We start from the raw sequence: 25,912 nt of genomic DNA on the forward strand, positions 1-25,912 counted from the left end.
TCAGGACGCCAGGCTCACTACGAGGTTGATGGTGGTGGCCAGGATCCCGACGCCGAAAACGTAGGCGAGCAGGCTGTGCCGCAAGGCGGCAGACCGCATTGCCCTGGTGGTGATCGATGTGTCCGAAACCTGGTACGTCATCCCGAGGCTGAAGGCCATGTAGGCGAAGTCCGTGTATTGCGGCGGTTCCTTTTGGTTGAACTCGATGCCGCCGGGCGGATCGGACGTGTAGTAAACCTCGGCATAGCGCAGGGTGAAGAGGGTGTGCACCAGCAGCCACGACGCCACGGCACCGACGAGGGCCAGCAGGGCGAGCATGAATTTGTCGACGCCGTGCGCGTCCTTCGCGCCGAACATCACCAGGACGAAGGCTGCGAGGGAGCCGACGGCGGCACACAGGATCAGGAGATCGGCCGTGGAACGCCGTGGATCTTCTTCCCTGGCGTGGCTTCTGGTCTGATCGGCCTTCATCCGAGTGATGACTGTCCACACGAAGATGTTGTAGACCACCGCGGCCACTGCCCAGCCCGCCGCGGGCGCGTAGATCCACTGTCCCCAAATTCCGGTCGCCACTGCGGCAGCGATGCCGGTGACGATCATCAGCAAGAATCGCAATCGGGAACGTTTGGCACGGGCAGACTTCGGACCTGGGTTCTTTGCTGCGGCGTTCATAGTCAGATCATGGCACGCCTGGCTGGAGGCTCAGGCGTCACGCCACGCAGACTTTTGGGCTCAGGCATGGAGCAGCGCCCCGGAAAACCGGGGGATCCCGACGTCGGACGGTCCAGAAAGTTGCACAGCGTGACGGCTTAGCGGCGTTGACGGCTTAGCTGCCGTGACGCCTTAGCTGCCCGGCCGGGGCGCGAACATGATGACGGCCACTCCGAAGATGCAGATCATGGCGCCGATGATGTCCCAACGGTCCGGGCGGAAGCCATCCATAAGCATTCCCCAAGCCAACGATCCGGCGATGAACACCCCGCCGTAGGCGGCAAGCACGCGGCCGAAGTGCGCGTCAGGCTGGAACGCCGCCACGAAACCGTAGATACCCAGGGCTGCGATACCGAGGCCCGCCCACCACCACGGTTTGGCCTCCCTGACTGATTGCCACACGAGCCAGGCCCCGCCGATCTCGGCGATGGCCGCGAGGATAAAGAGTGCGACGGATTTGAGGACGGTCATGGGTTCAGTCTGCCTGAGCCTGGCGTCGCCGTTCCACGCGGGTTATCCACACATCTGGGTTATCCACATACGCGGCGCCGCGCATTCCACCATGCCGACACGCCGAATAGGCTTAGAGGCGGGAAATGGACTAAGATATTGAAGTCTGTGCTGCGCCTGCTTCCGCTTCTGGAAGCGGTCATCAGCACTGTTCATCGCAAATGAACCTCCTGTTACGGAAATGCCGTAACCGCTTAGCCCAAAGGAGGTGGGTTCACATATGCGTCCTTACGAATTGATGGTAATCATCGACCCCGAGGTCGAAGAGCGTACCGTAGAGCCGTCGCTTCAGAAGTTCCTCAATGTCATCACCACCGATGGTGGAACCATCGAAAAGGTTGACATCTGGGGCCGCCGTCGCCTCGCTTACGACATCAAGAAGAAGTCCGAAGGTATCTACGCTGTGGTGAACTTCACCGCCAAGCCGGAAACCGCCAAGGAACTTGACCGCCAGCTGAGTCTCAACGAGACCATCATGCGCACCAAGATCACCCGCCCCGAAGAGCAGAAGGTCGTTGCTGAGTAATTTCAGCTCCAGGCTTTCATTCTTTACCCCGCAGGAACGAACAAGGAGGCAGTAGATGGCAGGCGAAACCACTATTACGGTCATCGGTAATCTCACCAATGACCCCGAACTGCGGTTCACACCGTCAGGCTCGGCGGTAGCGAACTTCACCATCGCTTCTACTCCCCGGACCTTCGACCGCCAGTCCAATGAGTGGAAGGACGGGGAAACCCTGTTCCTCCGCGCATCGGTATGGCGCGAAGCGGCCGAAAACGTCGCCGAATCCCTCACCAAGGGCATGCGCGTGATCGTTTCCGGCCGCCTGAAGAGCCGTTCCTACGAAACCAAGGAAGGCGAGAAGCGCACCGTTATCGAGCTCGAAGTCGATGAAATCGGCCCGAGCCTGCGTTACGCCAATGCCAAGGTCAACCGCACCCAGCGCTCCGGCGGTCAGGGTGGCCAGGGCGGCTTCGGCGGCGGCAACAACAGCGGCGGCTTCGGAGGTGGCGGCGCTGGTGCAAACCAGGGCGGCAACTCCGGCGGAACGTGGGGCGGCGGCCAATCCGCACCGCAGGAAGACCCCTGGGCTACCCCGGGCGTCAGCAATGCGGGTGGATGGGGCAACGGCCCGGATTCCGAACCTCCCTTCTAAATACTCATAAAAGTTCGACGCCGGAACCCGCCGGACGTGCCGCAAGGCACCCGGGTGGCGACCGCCGTCGAGCACCACCATCCCGTGGATCCATTCCACGGGCTCCATAGAAAAGGAGCTCCACGATGGCTAAGGCTGAACTCCGTAAGCCCAAACCAAAGTCCAACCCCTTGAAGGCCGCTGACATCACCGTCATCGACTACAAGGACGTAGCATTGCTGCGCAAGTTCATCTCCGACCGCGGAAAGATCCGCGCCCGTCGCGTCACTGGCGTCACGGTGCAGGAACAGCGCAAAATCGCCCAGGCAATCAAGAACGCCCGCGAAGTTGCTCTGCTGCCTTACTCCGGCGCTGGCCGCGGCTAAGGAAGGGATTAACTAACATGGCAAAGCTCATTCTGACCCACGAAGTAACCGGTCTCGGTGCTGCTGGCGATGTTGTCGAGGTCAAGGACGGTTACGCACGTAACTTCCTGCTGCCCCGCGGCTTCGCTCTGACCTGGACCAAGGGTGGCGAGAAGCAGGTTGAGTCCATCAAGGCTGCCCGCGCTGCTCGTGCCCACGCTTCGGTTGAAGCTGCACAGGCCCAGGCTTCTGCGCTTTCTTCCAAGAAGGTCAAGCTCGTAGTGAAGGCCGGCGAGTCCGGTCGTCTCTTCGGCACCGTCAAGCCGGCTGATGTCGCTGCTGCAGTTGAGGCCGCTGGCCTCGGCTCCATCGACAAGCGCAACGTTGAACTGCCGAACCACATCAAGTCCCTTGGTTCGTACCAGGCCAACGTCCGCCTGCACGAGGACGTTTCCGCTGTCATCGACCTTGAGGTCGTTGCAGGGAAATAATCTCTGACGTAGCTCGAAGGACCCCCGTCCCCGGTTTCCGGAGGCGGGGGTCCTTTGCTATATGCGCTTTCGGGGGCGCGAACTGGCAGTAGATGCCCTCCGGCGGCCTCGCTACGGGCATTAGCTGCCAGTTCGCGCTAAGGAAGACGGGGGAACTTGATAGCCTGCCGGGGTGAACCTTGAAACCATGCGCACCAGGCCCTTCTCGCAAGTGGATGTCTTCACCGACGTGCCGTACCTCGGCAATCCGCTTGCAGTCGTCGTCGACGCTGAGGGGCTCAGCCCCGAGCAGATGCAGCACTTTGCCCACTGGACCAACTTGTCCGAGACCACCTTCCTGCTGCCGCCGAGCGATCCTGCTGCCGACTACCGCGTTCGCATCTTCACCGGCAGCGAGGAATTTCCTTTCGCGGGACATCCGACGCTTGGCTCGGCGCATGCCTGGCTGGCGGCCGGCGGAGTGCCGAAACAGGACGGGATGCTGGTTCAGGAATGTGGCGCAGGCTTGGTCAAGGTAAAGCTCGACGGCGGCCGGCTCGCGTTCGCTGCGCCGCCACTGACCCGCTTCGGGCCCGTGGACGAAGGAACCATCGAACAGCTGGCCGCCGGCCTCCGGCTGCCCCAAGCGGCGCTCCTGGATGCATCGTGGCTGGTCAACGGGCCTCAATGGATTGGCGTGCTCCTCGAGTCGGCCGAGCAGGTCCTTGGCCTTGAGCCGGACCTTGCGGCGTTGGGGGATCTGAAGGTCGGTGCGATCGGTCCTCATGAACCGGGCGCCGGAGTCGATTTCGAAGTCCGGACGTTCATTCCGGGAGACGCCATGGTGGAGGACCCCGTCACGGGAAGTTTCAATGCGGGGGCTGCCCAGTGGCTGATCGGCAGCGGCCGGGCTCCGGAGCAGTACGTCGCCGCGCAGGGCACCGTGCTGGGCCGGGCGGGACGGATCCACGTCGCGGTGGAAGACGGCGAGACCTGGGTGGGTGGGAGCTCGGTGATGTGCATCCAGGGAACGGTCCGCCTGTAGCGGGGGAATAAAAGGCGCGGAGCTGCAGTTTGGGAGTATAGATGCAAACGCATGTACTCTGGTTTGAAGCCATCGAACCGCCTAGCAACAGGAGACAGCCATGGAGACCCGCCGCATAACCGTCCTTTCCGCCGGACTTGGCGTACCGTCGTCGAGCAGGCTCCTTGCAGACCAGCTCGCCGCGTCGGCCAAGCGCCAGCTGGGCGATGCCGGCTACGAGGTCCGCGTGGACATTGTCGAACTCCGGGACCTTGCCGTGGATATCGCCAACAACTTCGTCACCGGCTATGCCGCGCCGCGCCTCGCGGAGGTGATCGCCGGCGTCGAGGATTCCGATGGCATCATCGCCGTCACTCCCGTCTTCAGCGCCTCCTACAGCGGGCTGTTCAAGTCCTTCATCGACGTGCTGGACCCCAAGTCCCTGGACGGGAAGGCAGTCCTCCTGGGCGCCACGGGCGGCACCGACCGGCACCAAATGGTGCTCGACTACGCCATGCGTCCGCTCTTCACCTACCTTCGGACCCGGATAACCCAGACGTCCGTTTTCGCCGGACCCCAGGACTGGGGAAACACCGACGACGGCGCGTCGCCGCTATCGGTCCGCGTGGACCGCGCGGCCGGCGAGCTTGCCCGGCTCCTGAGCGGCGAGCAGCCGCACCGCAAGGCGGACGCGATGGAATCCCTGCCTTTTGAGCAGCTCCTCGCGGGGATCACCGCGGCACGCTAGGCGAGGTAGTCCGAGGCCGGTTCGTACAGGGCGAGCCGGCCGAACTTTTCCGGCGGCCGGCTCGTTGACCCGAACATGAAGTGTCCCGTGGATTCAATTGACCTGGTAATGAGTGAGCGCAGCGGTGTGGAGATCGATTACTGCCCGCAGTGCAGAGGAGTGTGGCTGGACCGCGGCGAGCTCGACAAGATTATTGACCGTGCCGCCGGCGGATTCGGGGCTGGATCCACCGCGCCGCCGGCTCCGGTGGACGGACTCACGCCACCGCCGCTGTATGGCAACCCGGCCTACGAGACCCAGGATCCCCGCTATGCCGGGAATGACAGGCCACGCCTTGACGACCGGAACTACGGCAAGCAAGGTCACAACCGCGACTATGACCGTCGGCGGCCCAAGAAAAAGGAAGGCTGGTTGGGGGACCTGTTCGACTTCTAGGACGTGAGGGCTCGCCCGGCCCGGGCTAGTCCTCCAGCAGCTCGATGAACTCCCTGGCCTGCTTCATGCTGATGTCGGAATGCTTGGTCAGGGCCAATGCCGCGGCTTCGACGTCGCCGCTCTTGGCCAGGGTGCGGATCCGGCCGTAGATCTCGTCATTGAGCATATTGCTGCTCACTTCACGCGTGACGTCGCCCTTGCTGACGATTGCGCGGTACCGGTACGGGAAGTGCTCCGGCTCGTCGTCGTCGGGCATGAGGTCCTGCGGGGCGGGTTCGGGCTTGCGGAAGGGCTGCGGGTGCGCCGCAAGGGCGCCGACGGCGTCCCGTGAGGCGCGCAGGCCCTCTCCGGTGGCGCTGAGGTACAGCTTGATGGCCGCCATGGCCTGACCTTGGGCGATCAGGGAATACAGCTGCCGGTGTTGATCCTCGCTGAGCTTCGCGGCGGCCTCGCGGGCCAGCTCGACGGGATCCACGGCAGCTTTGTGGGTGGCCGCATTTCCGCGGAGTTCCGCTGAGCGGCGGGCGAGCACACGGCTCATCAGCAGCACGCCGACGACGACGGCCGCCAGGATCAAGACCGGAACGAGTAGGGAAGACATGCGCTAAAGCCGATCTATGTAGTTCTTGGCGGTCAACAAGTCCGAGTGGGTCGTCTGGCGCAGGAGCTTGATGGCCTGGATTTTCTGCCCGCCGCGGACCATGCCCTGCAGCTGCAGGGCGAACTGTGGATTCAACTGCCCGTTGGGGAGGATGGGACCGTTGTAGCCGGCCTGGCCGACTCCCGGGCCAGCCCCGGCTTGAGCCCTCAGTGCCGCCCGCGACTGGCTGTCCTGCTGGGACTGTTGCTGCGCATTCTGGCTGGGCCGTGTGGATGCATCGATGCGGGCCCTCGCTGCCGTCGCCGCTTGCACTTGGGCGGCCTGGTGGGCTGCCGAGCGGGCGGCCAGCTCCCGTTGATATCGTTCGGCGTCTGACAGCCCCGAGTTGCGTGGCTTGAATGCCGCCGTCAGGGCCCAAATCACGGCCACAAGGATGACAACGGGCATTGCGACCAGCAGTACATCCCCAATGGTGAAACCCATACCTAGAGCTTATGTCAGAACGCGGTTATCCACAGCACATTCCTGCTTTGGCATAGCTTCTGAGAGCCGACTGTCAAATTTCAGGCTGATTTGTGGGGAGTATCACATTTTTGGCATATTTATCCCCCTTTCGGCCGTCAGGCGGGGACCGGAGCCTGGATTGAGCGAATCGCCCTGTGGATGATCCGTGGAGGAAAATACTTTTGATCCACATGGCTCGAAGAACGTTTTCCCAGCTCAGAGGCTATTTGCCGGAAAAAGAATTTCTCTTTCCACAGGGTCATGCACAGACTGTGCACAAGTAGGGGTATGTATTCCACACTTTATCCACAGGTCCGGCTTGGTGCCTCGGAAAAGCAGGGCTAACGTGGCTGAGTACCTGCTTTAGGTACTTGGAAAACCCCTGTTTCTTGTGGACGGCACCTTGGTGCCGTTGAAAAGCAGCGCGCCTGCGGACCTTTCTGTGGATAAGTTGTGGAAATCTTGGGAAAACCAAAATTGTCGGTGCCCTACGGAACAGTTTGGACCAGCCGGCATAAACGGCGCGGTCGGAGCAACCCACACGGGACATTGGCCTACCGCACCGCCGGGAACAGTTATCTTCGCGGTACACAATGGAGGACGGCTTTGTCAGTTACGCACTTGGATTCGATCGAGGGCGGCCGGACCTCGGACGCCAGCCGCAAACCTCCCCAGGACATCCCCGCTGAACAATCAGTTCTCGGCGGCATGATGCTGTCCAAGGATGCCATCGCCGACGTCGTGGAAATTGTGCGCGGACATGACTTCTACCGTCCCGCCCACGAGACGATCTACGAGTCCATCATCGACCTCTACGGCCGCGGCGAACCTGCCGATGCCGTCACCGTGTCCGATGAGCTCACCAAGCGCGGCGAGATCAACCGGATCGGCGGCCCTGCCTACCTGCACGAACTGATCCAGACCGTGCCCACGGCGGCCAACGCTGGCTACTACGCCGAAATCGTTGCTGAGCGCGCCGTCCTGCGCCGGCTCGTGAATGCCGGCACCAAGATCGTCCAGATGGGGTACGGCCAGGACGGAGAGGTCGAAGACCTCGTCAACCAAGCCCAGGCCGAGATCTATGCCGTGGCCGAACGCCGCACTGCGGAAGACTACGTGGCGCTCAAGGACGTCATGGAATCCACCGTTGATGAGATCGAGGCATCCGGCCACCGCGGGGAGGGCATGACGGGCGTACCCACCGGGTTCTACGAACTCGATGAGCTCACCCATGGTCTTCACCCCGGCCAGATGATCGTCATCGCCGCGCGCCCCGCCGTCGGTAAGTCCACGTTCGCGCTTGACTTCGCCCGTTCCGCTGCCATCAAGAACAACCTCGCCACCGTGATGTTCTCCCTGGAAATGGGACGCAACGAAATCGCGATGCGCCTGCTGTCCGCGGAAGCCACCATCGGCCTCCAGGACCTGCGCAAGGGCACCATCAAGGACGAGCAGTGGTCCAAGATCGCCACCACTATGGGCCGCATGAACGACGCTCCGCTGTTCATCGATGACAGCCCCAATATGTCCCTCATGGAAATCAGGGCAAAGTGCCGTCGCCTGAAGCAGCAGCACGACCTCAAACTGGTGATCCTCGACTACCTCCAGCTCATGAGCTCCGGCAAAAAGGTGGAGTCCCGCCAGCAGGAAGTCTCCGAGTTCTCGCGTGCCCTCAAGCTGTTGGCCAAGGAGCTCCAGGTTCCGGTCATCGCGCTCTCGCAGCTCAACCGTGGATCCGAACAGCGCCAAGACAAGCGGCCCATGGTTTCGGACCTCCGTGAATCGGGTTCCATCGAGCAGGACGCCGACATGGTCATCCTTCTCCACCGCGAAGACGTCTACGACAAGGAATCCCCCCGTGCCGGAGAGGCCGACATTCTCATCGCCAAGCACCGTAATGGTCCCACCAAGGACATCGTGGTTGCCTTCCAGGGACACTACTCCCGCTTCGCGAACATGGCGGGCGAGACCGGCGGCGGCGGGTTCTAGCCGCTGGTTGCCTAGTGGTGCGCAGACCCTACGAAGTCGAGGGCCTCACGGGCCAGTGCCAGCCACGACTCGTGATCCTCGGCGGTGACCGTGAGCCACTCCTTCATCGGACGACCCTTTCCTCGGGCACCATGAGGACATCTTCCCGCCCTGAACTTCGCGGCGCCAGACCCGGACGAAACGCCTACCGGCCGTTAAGCAAATGATCCGGCCTTCGGTTTCCGGGAGCCCGTCCCCGGATCTCCAGCAGTTCGCGGGCATGGGCATGAAGGCGCCGGTCCTCGTCGGTTTCCGGCACCCAGGGAGGTATAGGAACAGACGTGCCGGTTTCGTCCCTGGCAACCATGACCGTGAGGCAGTAGGTGGTGAGATTCATCTCACGGCTCTTCGGGTTCCCGGAGCGAACGTGCACGGCAATATGCATGCCTTTATGGCCTGTGTAGACGAGGCGGGCTTCGACTTCCACCACATCGCCGATCAACAATGGCCGGTAGAAGCGCACGCCCCCGGAGAACACGGCCACGGTGTCCTTGCCGCAATAGCGGGAAGCGCAGACGTAGGCGGCCTCATCGATCCACTTCATGACAATGCCGCCGTGGACTTTTCCGCCCCAGTTGACGTCAGTGGGGGCCGCCATGAAGCGGAGGACAACGCGTTCGGCTGTGCCGGCGTCGGTATATTCCTGCGCGTTCATGGCTTCGACAATCTTTTCCCGCACGGCAATCCGCGCGAGGGCGTTGTCGCGTTGCTCGATTTCCTCCGGCGTCGAAGGCTCGAACTGGGGGACTGGAACCGGCCGCCCGTCGGGACCGACCGCGACGAAGATCACCAGGCACTGGCTGCGCATCGTGGCCGGCCCGCCCTTGGGATCGCCGGAGGACACGATGGTCCGGATGTGCATGGAAGAGCGGCCCGTATAGACGATCGTCGCTTCGACCTCGACCATGTCTCCGCTGTTCACGGGGTCGGCGAAATGGATGTTGCCCACATATGCCGTGACGCAATAGGACTTCGCCCAGCCAACGGCTGCCGCGTAGGCGGCCTTGTCCACCCACTCAAGGACTGTGCCGGCGTCGACGGACCCGCTATGTCCGACGTCGGTGGGGGAAGCAAGGAACCGCAGGGTGACGGAGTGGGAGGGGAGCTCGCTCATGACGTGAGTGTATCGACGGCGTGGATACCGGCGCGCTGTATGACGGGCTGGGGACACCCAAGCGGACAGGCCTGGGTGTCGCCAGCGATGTGGTGCACGCGATCCTAGGCGAGAATACGCAGCTTTGAACCCCTCCGGCCGAAGACCGCGGCGTCGATGGAGATCCGTCCGGCGCCTGTCAGGGCCACAGCCGCGGCTGCGGCAGCGAGGGCCAGGACGAGTTCATACCCGCCCTTGTCCGCAAACAGGCCGGCCGGAGCGTGGACCAGGAACAGGGCGCCGAGCATGTCCAGCGCAAGGACGGCGGCGAAGACGCGTGTCAGCACGCCCGCAATGAGGGCAATGCCCCCGACAAGTTCGATGGTTGCCACGATCGGGGCCACGACATCGGCGGCGGGGACGCCCATCTTGCCGAAGGCGGCCTGAGTGCCGGCGATGGTGAACTCGTTGAATTTCTGCCAGCCATGCGCGGCGAAGATGAAGCCGACGATGACGCGCAGGACAGTAAGGGCTGTGTTGGTCAGGGTGGACTGGTTCATGTTTTTGCACCGTTTTCGGGTAGCGGTTGGCTGTCGTGAAGCTCCAAGGCCAAGGCCCAATTTGTTGAAGCTTCAACTCAAGCCTTTCGAACTTTGCTGGAAGTGTCAAACAACGGTGACGCAGTCAGACCGCCTCCGCGGTCCCGCATAAGCCCCCAAGCTGCGTGTCGGCGGCTCCCGCTAGGCTGGGAAAGTGCCCCAAACAGTGACCCGTCCCATCGCGCCCTCCACTGCCCGCGAGATCCTGCGCTTGGCTGTCCCCGCCTTTGGGGCGCTCATCGCGGAACCCCTCTTCCTTTTGGCCGATTCCGCCATTGTGGGCCATCTTGGCGTCCCTCAGCTGGCGGGCGTGGGGCTGGCCTCTACCCTGCTGTACACCGCCGTCGGACTTATGGTGTTTCTGGCATATTCGACAACTCCCGCGGTGGCCCGGGCCATCGGGGACGGAAAGCTCGCCAAAGCGCTGGCCGCAGGGCGCGACGGCGTGTGGCTGGCGTTGCTGCTGGGTGCCGTCCTCGCAGTGGCGGGCTTCTTCGCGGCTGAGCCGCTGGTCGGGTTGCTTGGAGCGAGCGGCGAGGTGCGCGCATACGGTGTGGAGTACTTGCGTTGGTCCATGCCGGGACTCGTCGCCATGCTGCTGATCTTCGCCGGAACCGGCGTGTTGCGCGGATTGCAGGACACACGCACGCCTTTGGTGGTCGCAACAGCGGGGTTCGCTATCAACATCGCCCTGAATTGGTTCCTGGTTTACGGCCTCCATTTGTCCGTGGCGGGGTCAGCCATCGGCACCAGCATCGCTCAATGGGCCATGGCCGCCGTCTATTTGGCCATAGTGGGACGGAACGCCCGGCGCCACGGCGTTTCGCTGCGCCCGGATTGGCGCGGAATCCGCACGATGACCACCGTGGGTTCATGGCTCATGCTCCGCACCCTCAGCCTGCGCCTGGCTATCCTGGCCACGGTCCTGGTGGTCACGTCCCAAGGGTCCGTGAACCTCGCCGCGCACCAGCTCGCGATGACCATTTTCTCCTTCCTCGCCTTCGCCCTGGACGCCTTGGCGATTGCTGCGCAGGCCCTCATCGGCAAGGAACTCGGCGCCTCCCATCCGGCGCGTGCGCGCGAACTCACCCGCACCATGATCCGCTGGGGCGTGGGCTTCGGCGTCGTGACCGGTGTAGTCCTCGCGGGCGCCGCTCCGTGGGCGGGCTTCCTGTTCACCTCCGACGCCGGCGTCCAGTCCGCGCTCACCGCGGCACTGTGGGTACTCGCCGTCGGGCAGCCCCTCGCCGGATACGTCTTCGTCCTGGACGGCGTCCTGATCGGCGCGGGCGATGCCCGCTACCTGGCGCTTGCCGGCGTCGTGAACCTCGCGGTCTATCTGCCGCTGTTGGCGGCAGTCCACCTGACCAGGCCCGACGGCGCGGCGGGGCTCGTGTGGCTCTGGGCCGCGTTCGCGCTGGGCTACATGCTGGCCCGCGGGGTCACTCTGGGGCTACGCGCCCGCTCCGACAAATGGATGGTCCTCGGTTCGCACTAAACTGGACTGGTGACTCTCCCCGCCTCTTCAGCGACTTCATCCACGCCCGCAGCAGCCGCCCTCTGGAAGCCCGTACTTCTCCGCGCCGGTGCTGCGCTGGTGTTTGGAGCCGTGACCGTCTTCTGGGGCTCGCCATCCGTTCACGTTCTGGCCTGGGCTGCCGGGCTCTATCTGCTCGCAACCGCGGGCGCCGCGTTCCTGGCTACGAGTGTTCCGGCGGCCGCGGCCGCCGTCGTTGGCCTGGCAGGGGTGGGTGCCTTGATTACGCAGTCCGACACGGGCGTTGGCGTTTCCGCGCTCGTCGGGTTGCTGGTGCTCGGGGTGTTTGAGCTGGTCAAGGGATTCCGGCACCGCGGACGTCACCTGCTTGCCCGCGACTGGAGCATTTCCGGTGTGGTGGGCATCGGCACCGCCCTTGCGTTGCCGTTTTTCATCAGCCTTGGAGCGCACGCGCTTCTCGGTGTTGCCGGCGGTGGCGCCATCATCTCGGGAGTCTTGTGGGTGCTGTCCGGCCTGAGCCTGCGGCACGATGGGCGAACCCCCTCCGCTGAGGCCGTAAACTAGTAGTCGTACGTTCTACCCTGCGTAGAACTCTCGAGGCGCAGACGGCGCCAGCACCCACATTGGAGGAATGACCTTGGCTGACCAAAAACCAGGAGAGCCGCGCAAGATGCGGACCTCGGTTAAGGGACCGCTGATGTTCTCCGCGTTCTGGGGCGTCGTGATCTTCTTCGCTGTGCTGATTTTCGCCTCCGGCGGCAGCGCCCGCACTCCGCGCTTTGACCTCGCCTTTACCGGCGCCGGCATCGCCTTCATTGTGAGTCTCGTCCTCGCCGCCATGCTTTCCATGAGCCACAAGGAAAACGCCGAGCACCTCGGCAAGGGCTCGGGCGTCAACCTCAGTTCCAGGAAACCGGGCCAAGGTCACGGTTCTGCGGCCCCCCAAGCGGGCAGCGAAACGGAAACCCCCGACGCCGACTAGGCCGTCCTAGCCTCCTATCGCATCACGCCACGCAACTTTTTGCCGGCTGGCCACCGCCGCAACCCGGGAAACTCGGGGCAGGCCGCCGTCGTGCACCTTGAAAAGCTGCACGACGTGACGCCCTCCCCTTATTCGGCCCCCGATGCTTTCCGGGCCCGGTAAGCGGCGACGTGCGCCCGGTTGGCGCAGTTGCCCGTGTCGCAATAGAGCTTGGAGCGGTTACGGCTCAGGTCCAGCACGACGGCGTCGCAATCGTCCGCTGCGCACACCCGCAGGCGGTCCATTTCCTTGCTGCGGATGACGTCCACAAGTGCCATGGCAGCTTCCGTGCCCATGCGTTCCGCGAGGGGCGCCTCAGGGGTGGTTGCGTGTAGGTGCCAATCCCAATGATCATGCTTGACCAGCTGGGGAAGTGCGCGCGCGTCGGTGAGGAGTTGGTTGACGGTCTTTGCGGCCGCGTCCTCATCCGCTGTCCACAAGGAGGTTAGCTGGCTCCTAAGTCGCTTCACGCTGGCCAATTCCGCCTCGGTTCCCTCCCTGGTCCCCGTGAATTCTTCCGCGTCAAGGAAGGCGTGAAGCTCGGCGGCACTCGTGAGGGATTCGGTCCCGTTGGCGGCCGTATTGATCAAATTGACCACGGTTCGAAGCGCGACTTCAGTGTCAGGTGCAAAAAGCACTTTGACTCCTTACATCTCTCGGGAGTATTGTCAGCAGCGTAACCCATTTTACTCCTGACAGGAGGCTGCTGTGTCAGCTGCAACAAACCGGGCTGGTGCTGCGGGCTTCATGGCGTCGGGCCTGGGGCTCGCGCTCTTTTCCTCAGCGGTTTTCGGCTTGTCCGGCTCGTTCGCCAAGTCCCTCCTGGAAACCGGGTGGACCCCCGGCGCGGCAGTTGCCATCCGATTGAGCGGCGCATCACTCATCTTGGTAATCCCGGCCGTCATCGCTCTCCGGGGCCGTTGGCACCAGCTCAAGGACAACTGGCTCACCATCCTGTTGTTCGGCGTGATCGGTGTTGCGGGGTGCCAGCTTTTCTACTTCAATGCGGTGTCAAGGCTGTCCGTGGGGGTCGCCCTCCTGCTCGAATACCTCGCGCCAACCATGATCGTCTTGTGGCTGTGGGCCGCGAGCCGACGCCGACCCAGGGCCCTCACCGCCCTTGGAACGCTGCTTTCCCTCGGCGGACTCGTCCTGGTGCTCGATCTCACCGGCGCCGTGAAGGTCGACTTCGTCGGCGTCCTGTGGGGCATGGCCGCGGCCGTCTGCCTGGTCATCTACTTCTTCATCACGGCCAAGCAGAACGACACCTTGCCGCCCATCGTGCTGGCCGCCGGCGGTCTCATGGCAGGCTCAATCCTTATCTGGATTGCCGGCGGGACCGGTCTGGTATCCATGACTTTCGCCACGGCGGATACGCACCTCGGGCCGTGGACCACGCCGTGGTGGGTCTCGATCGCCGGCCTTGTCATCCTGTCCACCGTGCTGTCCTACGTCACGGGGATCATGGCAGCCCGAAGCCTTGGGTCCAAGGTGGCATCTTTCGTCTCGCTCACTGAAGTGTTGTTCGCCGTGGTGTGGGCCTGGCTGTTGCTGGCCGAACTGCCCGGAGCCATCCAGCTCGTGGGCGGGGCACTCATTGTGTGCGGAGTGGTCTTGGTGCGAATCGACGAACTGCGGGCGGACAAGCGTGATGCTGCCGGCTTCGGCGAAGTGGCCCCCGAGCTTGACCACGCGAACGACGTCGAGCCGGTGCCCTCGGAGAGGGTGCTCTAAAAACCGAGCCTTGATAGGGGACTGGGCCTAGCATGTTGATATGTGCCGGAACATCCACACCCTCCACAATTTCGAGCCACGAGCCACCTCCGCAGAGGTAGAAGCCGCAGCGCTGCAATACGTGCGCAAGATCAGCGGCACCACCAAGCCGTCAAAGGCCAACGAGGAGGCCTTCGCCGAGGCTGTCCATGAGATCGCGCATATCACCCAGCATCTGCTCGATTCGCTCGTGACCCATGCGCCAGCGCGCAATCGCGACGAGGAGGCGGCCAAAGCGAGGGCACGCGCGGCCGTTCGGTTCGGAACGGCCTAGCTGCCCCCAAACTGCTAGCTCCCCCAACTGACTGGCAGTTGTTGTCGTTTTCGCGCCGGATAACGACAACAACTGCGAGTAAGTTGGGTGGGCCGGGACTTCGGTGGGCGGGGCTACTTTGCGAAGGAGCGCAACCGCAGCGAATTCGCGACCACCAGGACCGAGCTCGCAGCCATGGCCGCACCGGCGAGCATCGGGTTGAGCAAACCAAGGGCTGCCACCGGGATACCGATGGCGTTGTAGAAGAACGCCCAGAACAGGTTTGTCTTGATGGTGGACAGCGTCTTCCGGGACAGCTCGATGGCTTGCACCAGCTGGCCAAGGTCACTGCCCATCACGGTCAGATCCGAGGCCTCGATCGCCACATCCGTGCCCGATCCCATGGCGATGCCAAGATCGGCTTGCGCCAGGGCTGCGGCGTCGTTGACTCCATCCCCGGCCATGGCCACAGTGGACCCCTGGGCCTGGAGCATCCGCACCGCGTCCACTTTGCCTTCCGGCAGGACGCCCGCGAACACATCTTCCGGGGAGATCCCGACGGCGGTGGCCACTTGGGCGGCGACCGCAGCGTTGTCTCCAGTCAGCAGGAGAGGGCGAATCCCGAGTTCCTTGAGCTTCGCGATGGCTGCCGCCGAACCGGGTTTGACAGTGTCCCTTAGCGTAACAATTCCAGCGGGCTTCCCGTCGACAGCAACCCAGATGGCGGTTGCGCCGCCGGCTTCCTCAGTTGCCAGGGCCCGGCGCTGTGCATCGTCGGGGAAGATTCCGTTGTCTTCCAGCCAGCCGGTCCTGCCGGCCACGACCGTTCGCTCAGTGCCGTTTCCGGCTCCGTTCAGCGCAACCATTCCCCGGACTCCGCCGCCCGGGGCGGAACTGAAGTCCTTCAGTGCGAGGAGCGGGCCGGCGTCGGGCATTGCGGACTTGGCGGCAGCGGCAATCGCGTGGGCGATGGGATGCTCCGACGCTGCCTCGACGGCGCCGGCGAGAGAGAGCACGTCGGCGGGGGAGTGCCCGTTCAAGGCCAGGGTATGTCCGACGGCCAGCTTGCCGCTGGTGACGGTTCCGGTCTTGTCCAACAGGATGGCGTCCACAGTGCGCGTATCTTCAAGCACCTGTGGGCCCTTGATGAGGATGCCGAGCTGCGCACCCCGGCCGGTCCCGGTCAGGAGGCCAACGGGAGTCGCGAGCCCAAGCGCACACGGGCAAGCAATCACGAACACCGCCACGGCAGCCGTGAACGAGGCATTGAGGTCCCCGCTCAGCGCGAGCCAGACTACGAAAGTAGCCAGGGCGATGACCAGCACGACGGGCACGAACACGGCGCTGATCCGATCGGCGAGCCGTGCGATCGGGGCTTTGCCCGTCTGCGCCTGGCTGACCAACCGCCCCATCTGGGCCAGCGTCGTCTCGGAACCGACGCGCGTCGCGCGGACCAGCAAACGGCCCGAAGTGTTGATGGTGGCGCCCGTGACCTGGCTTCCCGGGCCGACCTCCACGGGCACCGATTCACCGGTGACCAAGGAGGCATCCACGGCGGATGAACCGCTCGTCACCAGGCCGTCCGTGGCGATCTTCTCTCCCGGGCGGACCACGAAGATGTCCCCGGCTACGAGTTGCTCGGCCGGGATCTTGTGCTCGACGCCGTCGCGCAGCACCGTAGCGTCCTTCGCCCCCAGGTTCAGGAGGGCCTTAAGGGCGTCGCCGGCCTTCGCTTTGGCGTTGGCCTCGAGATAGCGGCCCAGAAGCAGGAACGTGGTGACCACGGCGGCAACTTCGAAGTACAGCCCGCCGCCCATGCCTCCCGTGGACTCCATGCCCGGGTGTTCGGTCATCATGGGGTTGGCAAAGAGTTGCCACGCGGAGTAGAGGTATGCGGCCAAGACACCAATCGAGACGAGCGTGTCCATGGTCGAAGCGAAATGGCGTGCGTTAATGGCGGCCGCACGATGGAAGGGCCAGGCAGCCCACGTCACCACGGGAAGTGCCAGTGCAGCGGCGACCCATCCCCAGTGCGGGAACTGCAAAGCTGGAACCATCGAGATGGCGAAGACCGGAACCGTCAGTATGGCGGCGGCAATCAGTCTTGGCCTTAGCTGGCGGGACGCGGGGCCGTGATGCATGTGGTCTTCGTGGGCGCTGTGGTCGCCTTGCGCGCCGCCACCGGCGCCATGCTCGGCGTGCTCGGTCGTTCCTCCCTTAGACGCACGCTGCCGCATAACACCGGCACCGTCGCTGTGGTCATGTTCCGGCGCGCTATTGCTGCGGTCATGTTCTACAGCGCCGCCGTCACCGGTGCTGCCTTCGTTGCTGGACTCGATCGCGGGGCCGGTATGCGGCAGCGCGCGTCTAAGCGACGAAGGAGCGAGCGCGCCGAGCATATCGGTTTCGCGATCGTGGGTGTGGTCGGCGGAGGGGGCCGTGGACGGACTGGGCCTCGATTCGCGGATCCAGGCTTTGTAGCCCGTTGCGTTTACTGTGTCCACGATTTGTTGGTCCGTGACGTTGTCCGGGACTGTGACGTGGGCTGATTCGAGGGGGAGATTGACGGAAGCCTCCACGCCGTCGAGCTTGCCCAGTTTCCGCTCCACGCGGGCCACGCATGATGCGCAGGTCATGCCCTCGATGTCGAGTTCGATGATGCGGGTGCCCGTTTGGTGGAGGATCTCGTGATTGCTCACATTGGCCCCTAGGCCTCGTTGGCGACTACCAGGTAGCCGGCTTCGGCGACGGCTTCGCCGATTTCGGACGGCGACAATTCCTGGGTGGAGGTGATGGTGACGGTGGAGATTCCGCCGGCGTTCAGATCGATCTCGACATTTTCCACTCCCGCCAAGGACTCAATTTCTTCGCTCACTGCGGAAACGCAGTGCCCGCAGGTCATGCCGGAAACGCTGACGTTCGTCTGGATGGTGGCGGTGTGGCCCATGGCGTGCTCCTTGGTGGTGAGTTGAATGGTGTGGTGAGTGCTTGCGGGGTTACCGCAGCAGGCGCCCGATGGCATCGGCTGCCTCCTTGACCTTGATGTCGATTTGCTCCGCGCGCACGACGGGATCCGACTCGGAGGCGGCTCCGACGACGCAGTGCCCGATGTGTTCCTCCACGAGCCCGAGACTCACGGCATGCAGGGCTTTAGTGACTGCCGAGACTTGGGTGAGGATGTCGATGCAATATTTGTCCTCTTCCACCATCCGCGCAATACCGCGTACTTGGCCCTCGATCCGCTTAAGGCGCCGCAAGTAGGCGTCCTTGTTGGAAGAGTAGCCGCGTTGGGCATGCGCTCCATCCTCGACTTCGATGCCCGGCTGGGCGATGTTCAGGTCAACCGGGTTCAAATCCGTGGACTTCAAATCTGTGGGGTTCACATCGATCGTGCTCATGGTGCCAATGTATACCCCCTAGGGGTATGAAGCAAGTACCCCCCGGGGGTATGTGACCTGTCATGAGAGATGGAACTATTTACAAATTCCCGTTTTGCAATGCAAACCTTTTGCCGCTTGTGCTTCCGCTCACAAAAGTATGTTTGTAAAGTTTCCTTCCATACCCGAAGCGGGGGACCGCCGGGCACCTAACCCTTTTCTCCATGGAGGATCCATTGAAAATCGCACGCTCTGCGGCTGCCATTGCCCTCGCCGCCCTCGCGCTGACGGCCTGCGCCCCGCCCACGTCGAACAATGCCGCGTCATCTTCGGATGAGAAGTCCGGCACCATCCGCGTCTGGCTCTTCTCGGAAGTCAACCAGGACCCAAAATCCGCGGTAGTCAAGGCCGCGGTTTCCGATTTCGAATCCAGTCACAGCGGCGTCAAGGTCGACGTCCAGTACATTCCCGTCGACAGCCGGGCAGAACGGTTCAAGGCCGCGTTCAACGACCCCTCGAGCGCTCCCGACGTCGCCGAGTTCGGCAACACAGACCTTGCCAGCTACGTTGCATCCGGCGGATTGTCCGACATGACTGCGGACATCAAGGCCTGGGATGAGTCCAAGGACCTGGACGGCAAGATCCTGGCCACCACGGACGTCGGGGGCAAGAACTACGGCGTGCCCTGGTACGTCGGCGTCCGGGCCCTCTACTACCGCACCGATCTGCTGCAGAAGCTCGGACTGGGGGTGCCCAAGACCCTCGCCGACGTCGAAACCGTGGCCCGCGCCGTCCGCGCAGCTAACCCGGACATGCTCGGGATTTCGGTCGGTGGAGCTGCGCAGTTCTCCGCCATGCCCTACCTCTGGGCCAACGGCGGCAACATTGCCACGAAGAAGGGTGGCGCCTTTGTCTCCGGCTTGGATTCGGCCGAATCCCGGGACGGCATCTCCGCTTATGCCCGGCTGCTCAAGAACGACATCTGCCCGCCCCAGACGTGTGCCGAATTCGGCGGAAACGCCAGCGTCCAGCAGTTCATCGCCGGAAAATCGGCCATGACCATCGGTGGCGACTTCAACTACAAGGCCGTAGCGGCCAGTGCGGTCAAGGACAAGTTCGCGGTGGTTCCGGTTCCGGGCAATACGGCTGGTTCGATCGCCCCAGCGTTTGCCGGCGGAAACAACCTGGGCGTCTTCAACAGCAGCAAGCACCACACCCTCGCAGCCGAGTTCGTCGAGCTGTTGGCAGGCAAGAAGTACCAGCAGAAGATGTTCGACGCCATGGGCAACCTGCCCACATTCAGCGACGTCCAGAAGTCTGTTGCCGCGTCCAATCCGCAGCTTGACCCCTTCATCAAGACCCTCGCCGCCGGCACCAATTTCGTCCCGGTGACCGAAACCTGGTCCACCATCGACGCCCAGGGCATCTTCACCGGCATGTACCAGAAGATCGTCACGGGCAAGGCTGACGTCAATACCGCTACTGCGGATGCGGCAGCGGCCATGAACAAGGTCTTCGGATCCAAATGACGAGGTTCGTGAAGCACGGCCGATCCGCGCCAGGCGGCGCGGCGTGACGGCGTTCGCGTCCGCGAAGGCGGACACGAACGGGGCCAACCGCGAGCAGAACCGCAAGCCGACGACGGCGGGGACGTCCCGCCGTCGTGCGCTAGGCAAGCGCGGCTTGGAACCGTGGTTCTACCTGGCCCCGGCTTTCATTGTCCTGATCGCGCTGCTGGGATACCCGATCTTCCAGCTCATCAACGTTTCTTTGTACGACTACCGCCAGGCCCAAGTCAGTGGCAAGGCACCACTGCAATTCACGGGCCTGGAGAACTACCAGAAACTGTTCGCCGATCCGGAGTTCTGGTCCGTCCTGGGCAACACCGTGCTGTTCGCAGGCGCCTGCGTTGTCCTGACGCTGCTCGTGGGAACGTCGTTGGCGGTCTTGGCCACGCGGCTCCGGCCCTGGGTCCGGAGCGCACTGTTCGTAGTCTCCTTGGGCGCTTGGGCCACACCGGCCGTCACCGGCAGCGCCGTGTGGTTGTTCCTCTTCGACCCCACGCTGGGGCTCGTCAACAAGGCGCTCGTGTCGGTGGGCTTGACGCAGTTCAACGGCTACTCCTGGACCTACGACAAATGGTCCGCCTTCGGGTTGGTGGCCAGCGAAGTGGTGTGGTGTTCGTTCCCGTTCGTACTCGTGACGGTCTACGCCGGCATCCAGGCGATCTCCACCGAAGTCATTGAGGCGGCGCGGCTCGACGGTGCTTCCATGCCCCGGATCGCGCGCAGCATCATGCTTCCGATGCTGCGGCCCATCGTGATGGTGGTGACCATCCAGTCCATCATCTGGAATTTCAAGATTTTCTCCCAGATTTACATCATGACCAACGGCGGCGGTATTGCCGGGCAGAACCTCGTGCTGAATGTCTACGGCTACCAGCAGGCCTTCGCGGCCAGCCTTTATGGCCTCGGCTCGGCCCTTGGCGTCATCATGACCGCGCTGCTGATGATCATCACCCTCGTCTACCTCCGCATCCTCAAGAGAACGGGAGAAGTCCTGTGACCGCCGTCGACGTTCCGCTCCGCAAGAACCGGCCCGCACCGGTCGCGCCGCAACAGTTCCGCAAGGGCGGACGACGCCGGTTCGGCGCCGATGTGGCGGCACTCGCCATCGCGCTTCTTGTCGCGTTCCCCCTGTTCTGGATGGTCCTTTCGGCCCTCAAGCCGAAGACGGCGCTCGACGCCGGCGATGCGGCGCCGTTCACGCTGGAACCGTCCTTCGACTCCTTCTTGCGGGTCCTGTCAGTGAACAACTTCGGCAGGTACTTCCTCAACAGCGTAATCGTGGCGCTCGTGGTCGTCATCGTCTCCACTGTGCTGGCGTTTTTGGCCTCCGTGGCACTGACCCGCTACCAATTCAAGATGCGCACCAAGCTGCTGATCGTGGTTCTCGTGTCCCAGATGGTGCCCGTCGAAGCGCTCACCATTCCGTTGTTCTTCCTGCTGCGCAATGCCGGGGAGGCCGTACCGTTGGTGGGCTTGAACCAGCTCGGCTCCCTGGTGCTGGTCCATGTGGGCTTCAGTATTCCGTTCGCGATCTGGATGCTTCGTGGCTTCGTGGCAGCCGTGCCGGTGGAGATCGAAGAGGCAGCCCGCATAGACGGCGCGAGCGGTTTCCGCTTTGTCCGCTCGATCCTCTTCCCGCTCGTGGCGCCCGGGGTGGTGGCATGCTCGGTGTTTTCCTTCATCTCCACGTGGAACGACTTCCTCTTCGCCAAGACATTCATCATTTCCGCCCAGGAGAACCAGACCCTGCCCATGGCGTTGTTGACCTTCTTCAAACCCGACCAGAACGATTGGGGCGCCATCATGGCCGGTTCCGTGATCATGACCATTCCGGTGCTGATCTTCTTCATCGCGGTGCAGCGAAAACTCGTATCCGGCCTGGCCGGGGCGGTGAAGGGATGAGCGCCGCGGATCTGCTGGTTCCTGTTCCGTCCTCGGTGGAGTCCAGCGGCGGTTTCCTGGAACTGGACGGAACCACCACGCTGGCCGCCGATCCGGAGCTCAACAAAGCGCGCCGCTGGCTCGCCCGGACCCTCGGCGCGGCCACTGGCTGGGACCTGTTCCCGGCCGCCGCCGCCGATGCGGGTATCAGCCTCCTGCTTGACCCGGAGCTCGACGCCGAGGCGTACCGACTGGAGGTGGGCGCCGCCGTCGTGATTCATGCGGGCGGTCCGGCCGGAGCCTTCTATGCCGCGCAGACGCTCCTGCAGCTGATGGGACCTGCCGCGTTGCGGCAAGCGCCCGTTCCGGAGACGGGCGGCGCATGGCCGGTTCCCAAGGTATCCATCCTGGACCACCCGCGTTTCGGGTACCGCGGGGCCATGCTGGACGTGGCCCGGCACTTCATGCCCAAGGACAACCTGCTCCGGTTCATCGAGGTGATGGCCATGCACAAGCTCAACGTCCTGCACCTGCACCTCACGGACGACCAAGGCTGGCGGATCCAGATCAACCGCTACCCGAAGCTCACTGAGACCGGGGCGTGGCGGCGCGAATCATCACTGGGTTCGTGGCGGGCAGGGGTTTTCGACGGGCTTCCGCACGGCGGCTTCTACAGCCAGGACGATCTCCGCGAAGTGGTCGCGTTCGCTGCCGAGCGGCACATCACAGTCATCCCCGAAATTGACGTTCCGGGACACAGCCAGGCCGCCATCGCCGCCTACCCGGAACTGGGAACGGGCGCGGCCCCCGGGGTGTGGACCCGTTGGGGAATCGACGAGACGGTCCTGGAAGTCTCGCAAACCTCGTTGGAGTTCTACCGCAACGTGCTCGATGAAGTGGTGGAGATCTTCCCGTCCCGCTGGATCAGCTTGGGCGGAGACGAAGTTCCGCTCACCCAGTGGCAATCCAGCGCCCAGGCGCAGTCCAAAGCCCGCGAACTCGGGATGCCGGACGTTTCGGGATTGCACAGCTGGTTTGTGGGGCAGTTGGCGGGGCACCTTGACGCACGTGGGCGGGCTACCTCCGTGTGGGATGAAATCGGCGACGGCGAGCTGCCGGATGGTGCGTTGGTGGCCTCCTGGCGAGGCTATGAAGGCGGTATGAGCGCGCTCAAAAGCGGTTATGACGTGGTCATGTGCCCTGAGCACAGGCTGTACCTGGACCACCGGCAGGCCGACGGCGACGACGAACCCGTGCCCGTGGGTTTTGTCACCACGCTGCAGGATGTCTACGGCTTCGAACCCCTGCCCGCGGGTGCGGATGGGGCGTTCCCGGGCAGGCTCCTCGGGGCGCAGGCCAACATCTGGACGGAACACCTGGATTCCCCGCGACGGGTCCACTTCGCCGCGTTTCCGCGGCTGAGCGCCGTGGCGGAGGTGCTCTGGTCCCAGCCGGAGAACCGGGACTACGATGGTTTCCTGGCCAGGCTCGAAGGCGCGCATCTGGAACGCCTGGAGGCCATGGGAGTGGAATACCGGCCGCTGTCCGGACCGCATCCCTGGCAGTTGAGGCCTGGCGTGGCTGGCTGGAAACGCGATTACGACGCCGAGCAGCGCATTGCCGCTGGATAGGACACACGTGGGTACTGACGGCATGGAGGCCCGGAACTCCTCGGCTTCGTTGCGGAAGGCGCTGGCTTTGCTGGCGGTGGTGGCGGAGCATCCGGTGAGCGCGGACGGACTCGCCTTGGTGGAGCTGACCAAGCTCTCCGGGCTCAACAAGAGCACGGTCCTGAGGTTGGCCGCGCCCTTGTTGGACGAAAACCTGCTGGAACGCGATGCCGAGAGCGGCCGCTTCCGGCTGGGCCATGGTTGCCTGCGTTTGGGACAGTCATACCTGGACCGGCTCGATTTGCGTAGCGTCGCGAACGCCGAGCTCAGGGTGCTGATGAGGGCTACGGAAAGCACCTGCCACTTGGTGGTCTTGTCCGGCCATGATGTGGTTTACCTCGACAAAGTTGAAGACGAGGCAACAGTTCGTATGGCATCGCGTGTTGGGGCGACCATGCCGGCGTATTGCACTGCGGTCGGCAAAGCCATGTTGGCGTTCAGTCCGGAGGAAGTGGTGGCTCCGATCCTGGCCGGCGACCTGGTGCCGATCACCGACAGGACCATCACGGATCCCGAGCAGTTGCGGACTGAATTCGCCGCGATCCGACGCCGGGGCTACGCGATCGACGACCGTGAGAACGAACCCGAGGTCCGGTGCGTGGCCGCCCCGATCTTTGGCCACGATGATCACGTGGTGGCCGCCCTCAGCGTTTCATCGTTGTCGTCCCGCATGACCGCCAAACGCGTCCGGGAAGTAGGTCCCATGGCCGCCGAAACCAGCCTGCGCATCTCGGCCAAGCTGGGATCGCGACGGGCAGGCGCCAAACTCGCCAAGCTGGCTTAGGGGGGCTCATGGAAACGCCAATGAACGACGCCGGTGCTGCGGTTGGGGCGGACGGTGCCGCAGGCGCCTACTTCCGGGCGAAGTTGCGGTTCGAGATCGACGTCATGGACGTCGCCGATGCGGCTCCCGGCAGTTTCGTGCTCATGGATACCCGAAGGCAGTCGTCGTGGGACCACGGCCATATCCCTGGTGCAGTACATTTGCCGACGGCCCAGATCCCTGCGCGGGCCGCTGAGCTGATCCCCGCTGGGAGCTCAGTAGTGGTCTATTCGTGGGGACCGGGCTGCAACGGAAGTACCTTCGCGGCCCTGGCGTTCGCCGAGCTTGGGTACCCGGTGCGGGAGATGATCGGCGGCATTGAGTATTGGGCGCGGAACGGCCTCCCGGTGGAGACAGCTACAGGCGTTGTCGTTCGGGACTTCGATGGGCTGGTCACGGCGCACCAACCCGAGGGGTAGCGGCCATCGCTACCCCCAAGCCGCCCAGTCCTCAGGCCTGAGCGACGGGCGGCCGAGAAGGTAGCCTTGGGCCGCGGTCATCCCGAGCTTGGTGACCGCAGCCAGCTCGGCCTCGGTCTCGATCCCTTCGGCTACCAGGGCGGCTCCGATTTCGGAGGAAAAACCGACCATCGCAGCTCCCAACGCCCGCTGGCCTGGATCCGTGTCGATCCCGGCGATGATTTCGCGATCGAGTTTGATGAGGTCCGGCTTGAGCTGCAGGATGTGGCGCATGGAAGCAAAGCCGGCACCGGCGTCGTCCACGGCTATTCTGAGCCCGGCGTGCCGCAACGGTGCCAACACTTCGGCGAGCGGCTCATAGTTGGTCACCTCATGGCGTTCGGTGACCTCAAGAACGATGCGTCGCGGAGGGATGGCCGACTCCACAATCGCGGCTGCCAGCCGGGGGTCAAGGCACGCCCGGGGTGAGAGGTTTGCCGCGATGTACAGATCCGGTGGGAGCCCTGCCGCGGTGGTCAGCGCCGTCCGGAGGGCAAGGATCTCAAGCTCGATATCCAGGCCGACCGAGGCGGCCTCCATGAAACGCACCTCGGGGGACAACTCCTGGGAACCGCTGAACCTTGTCAAGGATTCCACTCCAACGACGTTGCCCGTTTCCAGGCACCGGATCGGCTGGAATGCTGTGATGAGTGAGCCGTCATTGAGCAAGGCCTGGATGCGGACAGTGACTTCCGCCCGCGAACGTGTTGCCTCTGGATTCAAGACACGGCAGGTGCCCTCGAAACCGCAGTCCCTGCCCTCCCTGTCGCGAATCGGCCTTCCGGCTACATCAATCAAGACGCGGCTGCCATCCCGGTGGCGGCACACGGTGATTACACGTGACCACGAGGAGTCGCCGCTTTCCCTGGCTTTCCAGTCCACCCGTGCGTCTGCCAGGTCCCCGGGGTCGATCACGCGGGTGATGTGCCTCCCCAGCAGTTCGGAGGGTTCGTACCCCGTGATGTCCTTGCTCGCCGGGCTGCAGAACGTAAATCGTCCATCGGGCCCCGTGGCCCACAGCCAGTCCATGCTTGTGTGCAGCACGGTGTCCATCAAGCGCGACGTCCGGAACGCCTGGCTGCGTTCCCGCTGCTGCTGCCGCATGAGACGCCACGCGGCCAGTACCACCAGGGGCACGATCAGCAGTGCGAGAAGCGCGGGGAATCCGGTCTTTTCATCGATGCCGCCCCACGGCGGAAGCCCGAAAGCCAAGGGCAGGCGGATAGACAAGGCGACTGCAGCCTCGATGAATACGACAACCAGCAGCCACCATCCGGTTGAAGCCGACGCCAGCCGGTTCGCTTGGCGTCCCTCCCGGGAAGACGCCCTCTTAAGCCGGGGAAAGCGCATGAAGGGCATCACCCAA

At 63.8% G+C, this 25,912-nt stretch carries 30 protein-coding genes; 19 read left to right on the top strand and 11 right to left on the bottom strand.

Features of this window, described 5'->3' with window-relative positions; translation table 11 throughout:
* Both AC1DJB_RS08365 and AC1DJB_RS08370 read right to left on the bottom strand, forming a co-directional pair.
* Positions 1 to 672 (bottom strand): DUF1345 domain-containing protein, encoded by a 672-nt coding sequence (locus tag AC1DJB_RS08365; RefSeq protein WP_284988526.1) that lies wholly within the window; start codon positions 670 to 672, stop codon positions 1 to 3.
* A 171-nt stretch (positions 673 to 843) separates the two neighbouring features.
* On the bottom strand, positions 844 to 1,182 hold the full coding sequence (locus AC1DJB_RS08370) for a YnfA family protein (protein WP_059388837.1): 339 nt from the start codon (positions 1,180 to 1,182) through the stop codon (positions 844 to 846).
* Between the two features lie 259 nt (positions 1,183 to 1,441).
* Here AC1DJB_RS08370 and rpsF point away from each other — a divergent pair, with 259 nt between their 5' ends.
* The 7 genes from rpsF to AC1DJB_RS08405 all read left to right on the top strand — a co-directional run bounded on the left by rpsF (position 1,442) and on the right by AC1DJB_RS08405 (position 5,399).
* Positions 1,442 to 1,747 carry a 30S ribosomal protein S6 gene (gene rpsF / locus AC1DJB_RS08375; protein WP_028267876.1) on the top strand — a complete coding sequence of 102 codons (306 nt, stop codon included), beginning with the start codon at positions 1,442 to 1,444 and terminating at the stop codon, positions 1,745 to 1,747.
* Positions 1,748 to 1,802: 55 nt separating this feature from the next.
* Positions 1,803 to 2,378, top strand: coding sequence for a single-stranded DNA-binding protein (locus AC1DJB_RS08380; RefSeq protein WP_078107100.1), 576 nt, complete (start codon positions 1,803 to 1,805; stop codon positions 2,376 to 2,378).
* Positions 2,379 to 2,503: 125 nt separating this feature from the next.
* Positions 2,504 to 2,743, top strand: a complete 240-nt coding sequence (rpsR, locus tag AC1DJB_RS08385; protein WP_003800144.1) for a 30S ribosomal protein S18 — start codon at positions 2,504 to 2,506, stop codon at positions 2,741 to 2,743.
* Positions 2,744 to 2,760: 17 nt separating this feature from the next.
* Positions 2,761 to 3,213: a 50S ribosomal protein L9 gene (rplI, locus tag AC1DJB_RS08390; RefSeq protein ID WP_059388834.1), complete on the top strand. Its 453-nt coding sequence runs from the start codon at positions 2,761 to 2,763 to the stop codon at positions 3,211 to 3,213.
* A 187-nt stretch (positions 3,214 to 3,400) separates the two neighbouring features.
* Positions 3,401 to 4,237, top strand: coding sequence for a PhzF family phenazine biosynthesis protein (locus AC1DJB_RS08395; protein WP_441437814.1), 837 nt, complete (start codon positions 3,401 to 3,403; stop codon positions 4,235 to 4,237).
* 100 nt (positions 4,238 to 4,337) lie between these two features.
* Positions 4,338 to 4,964 carry an FMN reductase gene (locus AC1DJB_RS08400; protein ID WP_284988525.1) on the top strand — a complete coding sequence of 209 codons (627 nt, stop codon included), beginning with the start codon at positions 4,338 to 4,340 and terminating at the stop codon, positions 4,962 to 4,964.
* A 75-nt stretch (positions 4,965 to 5,039) separates the two neighbouring features.
* The gene (locus tag AC1DJB_RS08405; RefSeq protein ID WP_284988524.1) at positions 5,040 to 5,399 is read left to right on the top strand and encodes a TFIIB-type zinc ribbon-containing protein; all 360 of its coding nucleotides are present in this window, start codon (positions 5,040 to 5,042) and stop codon (positions 5,397 to 5,399) included.
* A 25-nt stretch (positions 5,400 to 5,424) separates the two neighbouring features.
* On the opposite strand, the gene AC1DJB_RS08410 is transcribed toward AC1DJB_RS08405, so the two are convergent.
* Positions 5,425 to 6,000 carry a hypothetical protein gene (locus AC1DJB_RS08410; protein ID WP_284988523.1) on the bottom strand — a complete coding sequence of 192 codons (576 nt, stop codon included), beginning with the start codon at positions 5,998 to 6,000 and terminating at the stop codon, positions 5,425 to 5,427.
* Between the two features lie 3 nt (positions 6,001 to 6,003).
* Positions 6,004 to 6,483, bottom strand: a complete 480-nt coding sequence (locus AC1DJB_RS08415) for a hypothetical protein (protein WP_441432842.1) — start codon at positions 6,481 to 6,483, stop codon at positions 6,004 to 6,006.
* Between the two features lie 627 nt (positions 6,484 to 7,110).
* Between AC1DJB_RS08415 and dnaB the strand changes: the two genes are divergently transcribed.
* Positions 7,111 to 8,493: a replicative DNA helicase gene (dnaB, locus tag AC1DJB_RS08420; protein WP_059388830.1), complete on the top strand. Its 1,383-nt coding sequence runs from the start codon at positions 7,111 to 7,113 to the stop codon at positions 8,491 to 8,493.
* A gap of 184 nt (positions 8,494 to 8,677) precedes the next feature.
* Here dnaB and AC1DJB_RS08425 read toward each other — a convergent pair whose 3' ends face one another.
* Positions 8,678 to 9,646: an acyl-CoA thioesterase gene (locus AC1DJB_RS08425; protein ID WP_284988522.1), complete on the bottom strand. Its 969-nt coding sequence runs from the start codon at positions 9,644 to 9,646 to the stop codon at positions 8,678 to 8,680.
* Between the two features lie 104 nt (positions 9,647 to 9,750).
* Positions 9,751 to 10,185, bottom strand: a complete 435-nt coding sequence (locus tag AC1DJB_RS08430; protein WP_059388828.1) for a DoxX family protein — start codon at positions 10,183 to 10,185, stop codon at positions 9,751 to 9,753.
* Positions 10,186 to 10,378: 193 nt separating this feature from the next.
* On the opposite strand from AC1DJB_RS08430, the gene AC1DJB_RS08435 reads away from it, so the two are divergent.
* From AC1DJB_RS08435 to AC1DJB_RS08445, 3 genes are all read left to right on the top strand, one after another.
* The gene (locus AC1DJB_RS08435; RefSeq protein WP_284988521.1) at positions 10,379 to 11,722 is read left to right on the top strand and encodes an MATE family efflux transporter; all 1,344 of its coding nucleotides are present in this window, start codon (positions 10,379 to 10,381) and stop codon (positions 11,720 to 11,722) included.
* Between the two features lie 9 nt (positions 11,723 to 11,731).
* Complete coding sequence (locus AC1DJB_RS08440; protein ID WP_059388826.1) at positions 11,732 to 12,286, top strand: hypothetical protein; 555 nt, start codon at positions 11,732 to 11,734, stop codon at positions 12,284 to 12,286.
* A gap of 67 nt (positions 12,287 to 12,353) precedes the next feature.
* Positions 12,354 to 12,704 carry a hypothetical protein gene (locus AC1DJB_RS08445; protein ID WP_059388825.1) on the top strand — a complete coding sequence of 117 codons (351 nt, stop codon included), beginning with the start codon at positions 12,354 to 12,356 and terminating at the stop codon, positions 12,702 to 12,704.
* Between the two features lie 128 nt (positions 12,705 to 12,832).
* On the opposite strand, the gene AC1DJB_RS08450 is transcribed toward AC1DJB_RS08445, so the two are convergent.
* The gene (locus AC1DJB_RS08450; RefSeq protein ID WP_441432843.1) at positions 12,833 to 13,381 is read right to left on the bottom strand and encodes a CGNR zinc finger domain-containing protein; all 549 of its coding nucleotides are present in this window, start codon (positions 13,379 to 13,381) and stop codon (positions 12,833 to 12,835) included.
* Positions 13,382 to 13,451: 70 nt separating this feature from the next.
* Here AC1DJB_RS08450 and AC1DJB_RS08455 point away from each other — a divergent pair, with 70 nt between their 5' ends.
* Both AC1DJB_RS08455 and AC1DJB_RS08460 read left to right on the top strand, forming a co-directional pair.
* Positions 13,452 to 14,477, top strand: coding sequence for an EamA family transporter (locus AC1DJB_RS08455; RefSeq protein WP_284988518.1), 1,026 nt, complete (start codon positions 13,452 to 13,454; stop codon positions 14,475 to 14,477).
* Positions 14,478 to 14,517: 40 nt separating this feature from the next.
* Positions 14,518 to 14,790 (top strand): DUF2277 domain-containing protein, encoded by a 273-nt coding sequence (locus AC1DJB_RS08460; RefSeq protein ID WP_059388822.1) that lies wholly within the window; start codon positions 14,518 to 14,520, stop codon positions 14,788 to 14,790.
* Positions 14,791 to 14,903: 113 nt separating this feature from the next.
* Here the strand turns inward: AC1DJB_RS08460 and AC1DJB_RS08465 are convergent, their stop codons facing one another.
* Genes AC1DJB_RS08465 through AC1DJB_RS08475 form a run of 3 tightly spaced genes read right to left on the bottom strand, consistent with a single transcriptional unit; the run spans position 14,904 to position 18,167 of the window.
* Positions 14,904 to 17,468, bottom strand: a complete 2,565-nt coding sequence (locus AC1DJB_RS08465) for a heavy metal translocating P-type ATPase (RefSeq protein WP_441432844.1) — start codon at positions 17,466 to 17,468, stop codon at positions 14,904 to 14,906.
* Between the two features lie 8 nt (positions 17,469 to 17,476).
* Positions 17,477 to 17,716 (bottom strand): heavy-metal-associated domain-containing protein, encoded by a 240-nt coding sequence (locus AC1DJB_RS08470; protein WP_059388821.1) that lies wholly within the window; start codon positions 17,714 to 17,716, stop codon positions 17,477 to 17,479.
* A 49-nt stretch (positions 17,717 to 17,765) separates the two neighbouring features.
* On the bottom strand, positions 17,766 to 18,167 hold the full coding sequence (locus tag AC1DJB_RS08475) for a metal-sensitive transcriptional regulator (RefSeq protein ID WP_441432845.1): 402 nt from the start codon (positions 18,165 to 18,167) through the stop codon (positions 17,766 to 17,768).
* A 215-nt stretch (positions 18,168 to 18,382) separates the two neighbouring features.
* Here AC1DJB_RS08475 and AC1DJB_RS08480 point away from each other — a divergent pair, with 215 nt between their 5' ends.
* The 6 genes from AC1DJB_RS08480 to AC1DJB_RS08505 are packed head-to-tail and all read left to right on the top strand — an operon-like array spanning position 18,383 to position 24,507.
* Positions 18,383 to 19,675, top strand: a complete 1,293-nt coding sequence (locus tag AC1DJB_RS08480; RefSeq protein WP_441432846.1) for an extracellular solute-binding protein — start codon at positions 18,383 to 18,385, stop codon at positions 19,673 to 19,675.
* 43 nt (positions 19,676 to 19,718) lie between these two features.
* Positions 19,719 to 20,711, top strand: coding sequence for a carbohydrate ABC transporter permease (locus AC1DJB_RS08485; protein WP_284988513.1), 993 nt, complete (start codon positions 19,719 to 19,721; stop codon positions 20,709 to 20,711).
* Positions 20,708 to 21,616, top strand: coding sequence for a carbohydrate ABC transporter permease (locus AC1DJB_RS08490; RefSeq protein WP_441437811.1), 909 nt, complete (start codon positions 20,708 to 20,710; stop codon positions 21,614 to 21,616). The genes AC1DJB_RS08485 and AC1DJB_RS08490 overlap by 4 nt, the downstream gene beginning before the upstream one ends.
* Complete coding sequence (locus tag AC1DJB_RS08495) at positions 21,613 to 23,226, top strand: beta-N-acetylhexosaminidase (protein ID WP_441432848.1); 1,614 nt, start codon at positions 21,613 to 21,615, stop codon at positions 23,224 to 23,226. The genes AC1DJB_RS08490 and AC1DJB_RS08495 overlap by 4 nt, the downstream gene beginning before the upstream one ends.
* A 7-nt stretch (positions 23,227 to 23,233) precedes the next feature.
* The gene (locus AC1DJB_RS08500; protein WP_441432849.1) at positions 23,234 to 24,049 is read left to right on the top strand and encodes an IclR family transcriptional regulator; all 816 of its coding nucleotides are present in this window, start codon (positions 23,234 to 23,236) and stop codon (positions 24,047 to 24,049) included.
* 8 nt (positions 24,050 to 24,057) lie between these two features.
* Complete coding sequence (locus AC1DJB_RS08505; RefSeq protein ID WP_441432850.1) at positions 24,058 to 24,507, top strand: rhodanese-like domain-containing protein; 450 nt, start codon at positions 24,058 to 24,060, stop codon at positions 24,505 to 24,507.
* A 9-nt stretch (positions 24,508 to 24,516) separates the two neighbouring features.
* On the opposite strand, the gene AC1DJB_RS08510 is transcribed toward AC1DJB_RS08505, so the two are convergent.
* A complete protein-coding gene (locus tag AC1DJB_RS08510) occupies positions 24,517 to 25,905 on the bottom strand; it encodes a sensor domain-containing phosphodiesterase (protein ID WP_441432851.1) in 1,389 nt (462 codons plus the stop codon).
* Between the last annotated feature and the right edge of the window lie 7 nt (positions 25,906 to 25,912).

The sequence above is a fragment of the Arthrobacter sp. 01T428 genome (assembly GCF_056398685.1).